General features: G+C 72.6%; 4 protein-coding genes. All 4 read right to left on the bottom strand.

Annotation, left to right across the window (positions count from 1 at the left end):
* Window positions 1-10 precede the first annotated feature (10 nt).
* The 4 genes from AB0L74_RS06425 to AB0L74_RS06410 all read right to left on the bottom strand — a co-directional run bounded on the left by AB0L74_RS06425 (window position 11) and on the right by AB0L74_RS06410 (window position 10527).
* A complete protein-coding gene (locus AB0L74_RS06425; protein ID WP_365646242.1) occupies window positions 11-874 on the bottom strand; it encodes an alpha/beta hydrolase in 864 nt (287 codons plus the stop codon).
* Between the two features lie 144 nt (window positions 875-1018).
* Window positions 1019-2590 (bottom strand): fatty acid--CoA ligase, encoded by a 1572-nt coding sequence (locus tag AB0L74_RS06420; RefSeq protein ID WP_365646239.1) that lies wholly within the window; start codon window positions 2588-2590, stop codon window positions 1019-1021.
* Window positions 2591-2636: 46 nt separating this feature from the next.
* Window positions 2637-4094 carry a polyketide synthase gene (locus AB0L74_RS06415; protein ID WP_365646236.1) on the bottom strand — a complete coding sequence of 486 codons (1458 nt, stop codon included), beginning with the start codon at window positions 4092-4094 and terminating at the stop codon, window positions 2637-2639.
* A 4-nt stretch (window positions 4095-4098) separates the two neighbouring features.
* On the bottom strand, window positions 4099-10527 hold the full coding sequence (locus AB0L74_RS06410; protein WP_365646233.1) for a type I polyketide synthase: 6429 nt from the start codon (window positions 10525-10527) through the stop codon (window positions 4099-4101).
* Window positions 10528-10551 lie beyond the last annotated feature (24 nt).

Genomic DNA, 10551 nt, shown 5'->3' with positions numbered 1-10551 from the left:
TCCGGGCCCGCTACTCGCCAGGTGTCGCTTCGTCGCCCACGGCGAACGCCAGCACCTTGGTGATCACGGTGGCGTCGCCCAGGATCCGGCGGTGTCCGAGCCCTTCCGTCAGCAGGAACTCGGCCCGGTCGCCGTACGCGGCGGCGATGCGGCGGCCCTGCTCCACGCTGACCTCGCGGTCGTCGCGGTCGTGCACCACGAGGACCGGCTGCTCGATCTCCTCCGGGCGGTGCACGGGCGAGAAGGCGTTCCACATGTCCGGCTCGGAGGCGAAGAGCAGCTCGGTGCGGCGCCGCAGCTCCCGCGCGTACCCCGCCCGCAGGCCCAGCTGCTCGCAGAACATGCCCGGCAGGGAGGCGAATTCGCCCGCGGACCCGATGGACACCAGCCGGCCGGCCTTGATGCCGCGCCGCAGCGCGAGATAGCCCGTGACGCCGCCGAACGAGTGCCCGATGATCGCGCGGAACGGCCCGTGGCGGTCCTGGAGCCGCCGCAGCACGGCCAGGTGGTCCAGGATCGTGACGCCCTTGCCCTCGGAGTCGCCGTGGCCGAAGCCGTCGTAGGCCAGCGCGGGGACGCCGAGTTGCCGCAGCCCGTGGACGAACCCGGCGAAGTTGGCCGCCCGGCCGCCGAAGCCGTGGAGGAACAGCACCGGGTTGCCTCCCTCGCCCCAGCGGTAGGTCACCACGGCCTTGCCGTTCACGGTGATCTTCTCCACGACGGCCTGGTCGTGGACCGCCTGCTGGGGGCCGCGCACCTTGTCGCGCGCGACCGGCTCGCAGAACAGCCGCCAGACGTAACCGCCGAGCAGCCGGGGAGAGAGGTACGAGGCGGCGTTCAGCACCTTGCGCACGGCAGTGAACGATGAACTCATCACATCACCTGGAATTCCTGCCGGCGGCCAGGGGGCGGCCGGCCTCTGGGGGCAGCCGGACCCGGGAACGGGGAGCGGCCGGACCACGTACCGGCGGGTGTTCGCCGTGAACCTTGCGCACCGCCAACACCCGCCGGAAAGAGCCTAGTTCACCTTGCGCTGACGACCCTGCCAGAATGTGTCGCGCAATTGGCGGCGAAGGATCTTTCCGCTGGGGTTTCTGGGAAGCGTGCCGACGAACTCGTACCCGGTCGGGATCTTGAAGTCGGCGATCCTCCCTTTCAGCGACATCATCAGTTCCCGCGGTGTCACGGCCATCCCGGGACGCACCACCACGAACGCCCGGACCGCTTCCCCCCACCGCTCGTCGGGCACGCCGATCACGGCGGCCTCCAGCACCGCCTCGTGCTGGGTCAGCGCGTTCTCGATCTCCGCCGGATAGACGTTCTCCCCTCCGACGATGATCGTGTCCTTGATCCGGTCGCAGACGAACAGATACCCCTCTTCGTCGAGATAGCCGGCATCGCCCGTCATGATCCAGCCGTCCACCAGGGTGCTCGCGGTGGCCTCGGGCAGCCCCCAGTACTCGACCATGTGCGCGGGCGTGCGCAGGCACACCTCGCCCACGGCGCGTCCCCCGAGGCGGTTGCCGTCGCGGTCCACGATCCTGATGTCGAAGCCGGGGTAGGGCCGGCCGGCCGCCTGCATCCGCGGGCCCCCGATGACGTGTTCGTGGGGCGGCAGGCACACCGCGGTGTTGCCCGTCTCGGTGAGCCCGTAGATCTGCGCGAAGTCGCAGCCGATCCGTTCCACGGCCTGCCCGAGCAGCCGTTCGGAGATCGGGGAACCGCCGTACACCACCTTGCGCAGCGACGCGAAGTCCTCGTGGGTGACCTCCGGTTCGCTGAGCACCATCTGGAGCATCGAGGGCACCACGCACGCCGTGGTGACGCCGAGCTCGCGGATCCGCCGGACCGCCTCGCCGCTGATGAACATCCGCAGGGCGACGTTGGTGACGCCGGCGTTGAACCCCTGGGTGGCCCACCACAGCCCCCCGACGTGGAAGCCGGGGATGCCGATGAGGCTCACGTCGTCCTCCCGCCAGTCGATCCAGGACAGTCCCTCGGAGGCCAGCGCGTCCCGCACCGCGAAGAAGCTGCGGTGGGCGAGCACGACCCCCTTGGGCAGCCCCGTCGTCCCGCTGGTGTAGAGCTGCGCGACCGGGTCGTCCTGGTGCGCGGACCGGTCCGGGTCCGTGTCCGGGTGGCCGGCGGCCCAGCCGAGGATGCCCGCGCCCGCGTCGCCCTCGCGGTCCACGACGACGACCCGGACCCGGTGGGCCAGGGCCGCGATCGCCTTCTCGGCGAGCGCGCGGAACTCCTCCTCCACGAAGAGGACCTCCGTGCGGGAGTCCCGCAGGATGTGGTCCACCTCGCCGACGGTCAGCCGCCAGTTGATGGGCACCAGGACCAGTCCGGTCTTGGCGCAGGCGAAGAGCGCCTCGTAGTAGTGCTCCGACTCCTTGCCGAGATAGCCGATCCTGGCCCGCTCCGGCACCCCGGCCGCGCGCAGCGCGTGCGCCAGGCGGTTGCTGCGCCGGTGCAGCTCGCCGTAGGTGACGGTGCGCCCCTCGCACAGCACGGCCGGGTGGTCCGGGCGGCGCCCGGCGTGGAAGGCCACGCTCGCGTCGAGCGTCCGCAGGTTCGGAAAGTACATCGCTGCTCCTCGGTTCCTCGTTCCCAGACCTCGCGGCACTGCCGGGTCAGCTCCAGATGTTGTCGTCGGGCCAGTAGCGGCGTCCCCGGCCCGCCGTGCCGCGCGGCGCGGTCCGGGGCTCCGGGTCCGCGACCCCTTCCATCAGCACATGCGCGTGGGTGCCGGTGAAGCCGAACGAACTCACCGCCGCCATCGGCGAGTCCGTTTCGGGCCACGGCACGGCCGTACGGGGCAGCCTCAGGCCGGTGCGGTCCCACGGCACCGCCGGGTCCGGGGTGCCGATCCCCGGCTGCGGCGGGATGACCCGGTTCCGCAGGGCGAGCGCGGTCTTGATCAGCCCGGCGGCCCCGGAGGCCGTCTCCAGGTACCCGAGGTTGGCCTTGGCCGAGCCCAGGTAGAGCGGTGGCGCGTCGCTCGTGGCCCGCCGGTACGTCTCGGCGATCGCCTCCGCCTCGATGACCCCGCCGAGCTTGGAGCCGTTGGCCTGGGCCTCCAGGTACTGCACCTGGTGCGGGTCGACGGCGGCGTCCCGCAGCGCCTGGGCCATCACCCGGCGCTGCGCCACGGACGAGACCGCCGCCATCGCCGGCCGGTCCCCGTGCTGGTAGACGCCGCTGCCCTTGATCAGCGCGTACGGCCGGTCGCCGGCGGCACGGGCGTCCCGCTCGCGCTTGAGCACGAGCACCCCGCAGCCCTCGCCCCGGACGTGGCCGTCCGCCTCGCTGTCGAAGGGGCGGCTGCGCCCGGTGGGCGAGAGCATCCCCGCCCGCTCGAAGACGCCCGCCGTGAAGGGCGCCAGCGTCAGGTGGCAGGCGCCGGTGACCGCCACGTCGCACTCGCCGCGCCGCAGCGCCGACACGGCCAGGTGGACCGCGGTCAGGGCGGAGGAGCACGCCGTGTCCACGGTCAGCACGGGGCCGTTGAGGCGGAGCCCGGTGGCGACCCGGGCGGCCGTCGCGCTGAGCGCTCCGCCGGTCCCCATGTACGGGGAGAGGTCCTCGGCGCCCAGGCCGTTGCGGAGCGCGGCGAAGCCGTACTCCACCGTGCTCACCCCGGCGAAGACGCCCACCCGGGCCTCGGCGCGGTCGAACGGCGCCGTGTCCTCCAGCGCCTCGGCGGCACAGGTCAGCAGCAGCCGCTGCTGCGGGTCCATGTACCGCGCCTCCTCGTCCGGGATGCCGAAGCGCTCGGCGTCGAAGAGGTCCACGGCGTCCAGATAGGCACCCTGGGCGAGCAGGCCGGCCAGCGGCGCCAGGTCCGGTGCCGACACGTTCCACCGGGGGCGCCCGGTGGAGTCCTTGGGGATGCCGCCCCGCTCGGCGAGGACGCTGCGGCCCGCGGACAGCGCCTCCCAGTACTGCCGGGGGCCGTCGATGCCGCCGGGGAACCGGCACGCCATGCCGACGACGGCGATCCGCTCGGTCTCCTGCCGGCGCTGCCGCGCCAGCAGCAGGAGCAGCTGGGACTTGGAGAGTTGCTGCAACGACTCGATGTAGTCCTTCACCGGGTCACAGCTCCATCATCGCGGCGAGCTCGGCCTCCGCCTCGGCGTCGGTGAGCGCCGCCACATCGTCCGCGGCCGGCTCCTCCCCGGCCGCCGCCCGCGGCACGAGCTGCTGCTCCAGGTACTCGGCGAGCAGCCCGATCGACGGGTGGTCGAAGACGATCGCGGAGGACAGCGGCACCTGGAGGGCCGCTTCGAGGCTGTTCTTCAGTTCCACCGCGCTGAGCGAGTCCAGGCCCAGTTCGAGGAACTTCGCGTTGACGCCGACGTCGTCGGGGCCCTCGAAGTGGAGCAGTGCCGCGATCCGGGCCCGGACCAGCTCGTTGACCGAGGAGAGCCGTTCGGACCTCGGCAGGGCGCGCAGCGCGTCCAGGTCGACGGTGCGGACACCGGCGCCGCCGGCCCCGGCCACCTCGCGGTAGAAGGCGTTGGCGGCCGGCCGGCCCGAGACGAAGCGGTTCCAGTCGAACTCGCCGATCATCAGGTGCGCGGCGGGCTTCCCGAGCGCCTTGAACATCGCGCGGGTGCCGTCGGCGGGCTTGAGGAACCTCATGCCCTGGGACTCGATGCCGCGGACCAGCTGCTCGCTCAGCTCCGCGGCCATGCCCACCTCGGCCCAGGGTCCCCAGCTGACGCTCAGGCCCGGCAGGTCCCGCGCCCCGCGCCACTGCATGAGCGCGTCGATGAACGCGTTGCCCGCCGCGTAGTTGGCCTGCGCGGCCGACCCGACCACCGAGGCGATCGAGGAGAAGCCGACGAAGAACGGCTCGCCCGGCAGGTCGCGCAGCGCCTCGTGCAGGTGCCAGGTCCCGTACACCTTGGGCTGGAAGACCTTGTCGATGCTCTCCCAGGTGAGGGAGGAGATGGGCATGTCCGCGAGGACGCCGGCCGTGTGCAGCACGCCGCCCAGCGGGTGCGGTCCGTCCGCCACGAGGCCGGTCAGCCGCCTCACGTCGTCGGCCGAGGCCACGTCGCACTGGAGCGTGCGGACCCGTACCCCCTCGCCCAGTTCGGCGGCGAGCGCCGCGGCGTCCGCCTCGGGGACGGCGCGTCGACTCACCAGGACGAGGTCCCGCGCGCCGAGGTCGACGAGCTTGCGCGCCATCACCAGCCCCAGGGCGCCCAGGCCGCCGGTGATCACGTACGAGCGGTCGGCCGTGATGGTGACCGGGCGCTCGCGGAAGCCGTCCTCCGGCTCGAAGGCGATCACCAGCTTGCCGACGTTGGCGCCGCGGCTGAGGACCGCGAACGCCTCCTCGATCTCGTCCAGGGTGTAGGCGGTGGTCGGCAGCGGCCGCACCGCGCCCTCGGAGAGCAGCCCCGCCACCCTTTGGAGGATGCCCTTGTTGACCTTCCGCAGCTCCTCCTCGGCGAACTCGCTGAGGTCGAAGTTGTGGTACTCCACGTCCGGCCGCGCCGCACGCGCCTGTTCGGCCGACCAGATGCCGATCTTGCCGAGCTCCACGAACCGGCCGCCCTCGCCGAGCGCCTTCATGCCGGCCGCGATGTAGTCCTTGTTCAGGCTGTTCAGCACGATGTCGACACCCTTGCCGCCGGTGGCCTCCAGGACCTGGTCGGCGAAGTCGAGGGTGCGCGAGTCGAAGACGTGCTCGATGCCCTGGGCGCGCAGCAGTTCCTGCTTGCGGGCGCTGGCGGTGGCGATGATCTCGGCGCCCGCGAGTCGGGCGAGCTGTACCGCGGCCTGGCCCACGCCGCCGGCCGCCGCGTGGATGAGGATCGTGTCGCCCCGCTGGATGCCGGCCAGGTCGTGCAGCGCGTAGGAGGCGGTGACGTAGGCGGTGGCCAGACCGGCCGCCTCGGCGAACCCGACGTTGGCGGGCTTGCGCACGGCCATCGCCGACGGCACGGTGACCCGCCGCTTCATGCAGCCGAGGTGGCTGAGCAGCACCTCGTCGCCGGGGCGGAACTCGGCGTCGGGTCCGGCCGCGACCACCGTGCCGGCGCCCTCGAAGCCGAGGTCGAGCGGCTGGTACGCGATGCCGCTCTCCTCCGCGTGGGCCTTGAGCAGCCCCAGCACGTTGAGTACGTCCTTGAAGTTCAGGCCCGCCGCGTGCACCCGCACCTGGATCTGGTCGCCCACGGGTGCCACGTCCTCCACGGGCACGGGCCGGACGTTGGAGAACTCCCCGTACTCGGTGATGGCGAGCTCGAAGTTGGCGTCGTCCGGACCGGCCGGGTCGGCGCGGTGGATCCGGCGCACATGCCGGTGGCCGTCGCGGAAGGCGACCTGGTACTCGTCCGGCTCGGCGGTCAGCAGCTCGCCGGCCAGGGCCCCGCCGTCGCCGCCGACCGGGAGGTCGACCAGCGTGGGCCGGCAGGCGGGGTACTCGTTCCACAGTGTGAGGCCGAAGCCCCACAGGGTCGCGGCGGGCGAGACCTCCGAGGCGCGGCCCGGCCGGCCGGGCAGGTCGCCGGGCAGCCGCTGGGCGCCCTCGGTCACCAGCCACAGCCGCTGGTCGCGCCCGAACGCCGTCTTCTCCAGCGCCGCCAGGATTTCCAGCAGGTCGCGGTAGTTGGCCTCGCACTCGGAGCGCAGGCGCTCGGCGGTGACCGGTCCCGGGGTGCTCCGCCAGAACCAGCAGACGTCGGTGGGCCGCTCGTCCAGCAGCCCGGCGGCCGCCCGCGCGTCCGGCGCGCACGTCAGCGAGGCGCCGCCCGCGGCGAGGTGCTCGCGCAGGGACGCGAGACCGGCCGGGTCCCGGTGGACCACCAGCACGCGCCGCTCGCGCTCGCCGCCCAGGCGGACCAGGGAGCGCTTGACCCAGCGCGGCTCGTGGAACAGCTGCCGGCGCGGGGCGCCCGCGGCGCCGGTGACCTTCTTCAGCCGGAAGCCGTGCACGACGAAGACCGGCCGGCCGTGCTCGGTCAGGAGCATGTCGGCGGTCATCTCGCCGTCGGCGTTCTCCTCGCTGGTGAGCCGCACATGGCTGCGCAGCTCGTCGCTCTTGGGCTTCTTCAGCAGCTGGAAGCGGCCGAAGCCGACCGGGAGGTAGGTGTCGCCGTTGTCCAGCACCCCGGCCAGCGACTGGGTGACGTTGTCCAGCACGACCGGCGGCAGGTGCTCCAGCGCGTGGGCCGCCCGGCCGCGCAGCCGGGCGACGGAGACGCCGTCGCCCTGGCGCGCGATGTGCTCGATGCGCTGGAACTCCGGCCCGTACTCGAGCCCGAGGTCGGCGAACTCCGCGTACAGGTCGTCGGGGCGGCGGGGCGAGACCGGGTGGCCCTCGGCCGCCGCCTTCGCCTCCAGCTCCGCCGCGACCTCCCGCAGCTTCGGCAGCGGGGTGTACTCCACGCCGATCCGGGCGGTGACGTGGCGGCGCTCGATGGCGCCGTCGGCTCCCGGCGTCCGGCTGAGGATCTCCACCTCGGCGCCGCCGCCGGGGAGCTCCCGCAGCCGCGTACGGAGCTCGGCGCGCTGCTCCTCCGAGAGGATCAGCGGCTCCTGGATCGCCACGTCCTCCAGGACGCGGCCGCTCTCGCCGTACACCGCGTCCTGGAGGGCGAGCAGGATCTCGATGTAGCCGGCGCCCGGGAACACCGTCTGTCCCATGATGACGTGGTCGGCCAGGTACGACGGCTGGTCGGGGCCGACCTCGGCGGCGAACTCGCGCACCCCGTCCGCACGCTGCGCGGCGGTGCTCACCTCGGCGCCGAGCAGCGGGTGGTGCGCCCGGGAGGCGTCGGCCACGCGCTCCTTGGAGTGCCGGTCGCCGGTGATGGGCAGCCAGTAGCGCTTGGTGTCGAAGGCGTACGTCGGCAGTGCGGTGCGCCGTCCGCCGCGCCCTTGGTGGTAGCCCTTCCAGTCGATCCGCAGCCCGGCGGCGTAGCACTCGGCCACCGAGGCCCGGATGACCGAGGCGTCCGTGTCGCCCTTCGCCGAGCTCCGCAGCCAGCGGTGCTCCTTGGGGTCCAGGATGCGCTTGCCCAGTCCGAGCAGGGTTCCCGAGGGGCCCACCTCGATGAAGACGTGCCGGCCGCGCGCGCCGATGGCGGTCATACCGGCCTGGAAGTCGACGGGCTCCGCGATGTGCCGCACCCAGTACGCGGGGGTGGACATCTCGGCGAGGTCGGCGGTGCGGCCGGTGACGTTGGAGATCAGGGTGTATTCCGGCTCGCGGAAGACGATGTCCCGGATCTCCTCGCGGAAGGCGTCGAAGACCTCCGCCATCAGCGGCGAGTGGAAGGCGTGCGAGACCGCCAGCCGCTTGGTGCGCAGGCCGCGCTCCTCGATCCGGCCGGTGATGGCCGCCACGGAGTCCGCGCCACCGGAGATCACGCAGTGCCCCGGCGCGTTGAAGGCGCCGAAGGTGACGTCCTCGTACCCCTTGAGGAGGGGGGCGATCTCGTTCGCCGCGGCCTCCACGGCGGCCATCGCCCCGGGTGCGGTCACGGACTGCATCAGCCGGGCCCTGGCCGCGACCAGCCGGACCGCGTCCTGAAGCGAGAAGAGCCCGGCGACGGTCGCCGCGACCACCTCGCCGATGCTGTGGCCGATCAGGACGCTCGGCCGGACGCCCCAGCTCAGCCACAGTTGCGCGGTGGCGTACTCCAGGGCGAACAGCGCGGGCTGGGTGAAGCGGGTCTGGTCGATCGCCTCCGGGTCCGCGGCGTCACCGAGGACGAGTTCCTTGACGGACCGGCCGATCCGCGCCGTGAAGAGCCGGTCACAGGCGTCCAGGTGCTCCCGGAACACCGGGTAGGCGTCGTACAGCGGCCTGCCCATGCCCGCGTACTGAGAGCCCTGGCCGGTGAAGAGGAAGGCGGTCCTGCTCAGTTCGGGTCCGGCGGCGGGGGTGCGGCCGAGCAGCGCGGACAGCTCCTCGGTGTCGCGCACCACGCCCACCAGCCGGCTGCCGAAGTGGGCCCGGGCGACGTTGCTGGTGTAGCAGACGTCGGCCAGGTCCGGCTCCGGGTGTGCGGCGAGGTGCGCGCGGTACCGCTCCGTCTGGAGCGCCAGCGCCCTCTCGCTTTTGGCCGAGAGGGTGAAGATGTGCCCCCCGTCGGTCACCGACGGCTCGGCCGGGGGGAAGACGGGGGCCTGTTCCAGGACGGCGCAGGCGATGGTGCCCGCGAAGCCGAAGGAGTTGACGATGGCGCGGCGGGTCCGCGCCTTCCAGGGCCGGCCTTCGACCGGCACCTCGACGCAGTAGTCGTCCCACGGGATGTGCTCCGAGGGGGCCGCCATGTTCAGGTGCGGGTAGATCCGCCCGCTGTGCAGCTGGAGCGCCGCCTTGATCACGCCGCCGATGCCGGCCGCCGCCTCCATGTGGCCGACGTTGGTCTTCAGCGAGCCGACGACGATCGGCTCCGCCTTCGTGTGCGACCCGGCGAAGACGGACTGGATGGCCCCCATCTCGATGGGGTCGCCCAGCGAGGTGCCGGTGCCGTGCGCCTCGACGTACTGGATGTCGGCCGGGTCCAGCACCGCGTTGTCGAGCGCGGCGCGGATGACCATCTCCTGGGCGGAGCCGTTGGGCACGGTCAGGCCGCCGCTCTCGCCGTCCTGGCGCACGGCCGAGCCGCGGACCAGCGCCAGCACGCGGTCCCCGTCGCGCTTGGCGTCGGTGAGCCGCTTGAGTACGACCATGCCGCAGCCCTCGCTGCGGCTGTAGCCGTCGGCGGAGGAGTCGAAGGTCTTGCACTCGCCGTCGACGGAGAGCATGTTCGCCTGCGAGAAGACGATGTGGTTGCGGGGGTGGTGGATCACGTTCACGCCGCCGGCCAGCGCGATGTCGCACTCGCCGCGGCGCAGGCCCTCAGCGGCCAGGTGCAGGGTGACCAGGGAGGCGGAGCAGGCGGTGTCCACGGCCATGCTCGGTCCGCGCCAGCCGAGGAAGTACGAGATCCGGCCGGGCACGGCGGAGTGCGCCGTGCCGGTGCCTATGTGGGCGTCCAGCTCCTCGTACGCGAGGGCGTCCGCCTCGATGGTGTAGTCGACGGTGGAGACGCCGACGTACACCCCGCCGTTGCCGTTCCGCAGGCCGCTGGGGTCGATGCCCGCCTCTTCCAGGGCTTCCCACGCGGTCTCCAGCGCGAGCCGCTGCTGCGGATCGATGTACTGCGCTTCCTTGGGGGAGATGTTGAAGAACTGCGGGTCGAACCGGTCCACCCGGTCGAGGAATCCGCCGGCGAACGTTCGGATCTTGCCCTTCGCGTCCTTGCCGCCCGAGGAGAAACCCGCCACGTCCCAGCGGTCCTCGGGGATGGGCCCCGTGCCCGACCGGCCCTGCTCGAGGAATTCGGCGAAGCCGGAGAGCGTGGAGTTCCCGCCGGGGAACCGCATCCCGACGCCCACGATCGCGATGGGCTCGTGCTTTTCGAGCAGCAACTCCCTGAGAACGTGCCGCTGCTCCTCAAGTGCTTCGCGGGCAGCGTCCAGTTCTTCCCGCACATCTGGGCGCCGGTTCGACATCGTGGTTCCTCCGCTCCAGAGGCA

This window comes from Streptomyces sp. NPDC052020 (genome assembly GCF_040680575.1).
Taxonomy (GTDB): domain Bacteria; phylum Actinomycetota; class Actinomycetes; order Streptomycetales; family Streptomycetaceae; genus Streptomyces.
The sequence above is the reverse complement of the archived record's forward strand: the minus strand, read 5'-3'. Positions and strand labels throughout refer to the sequence as shown.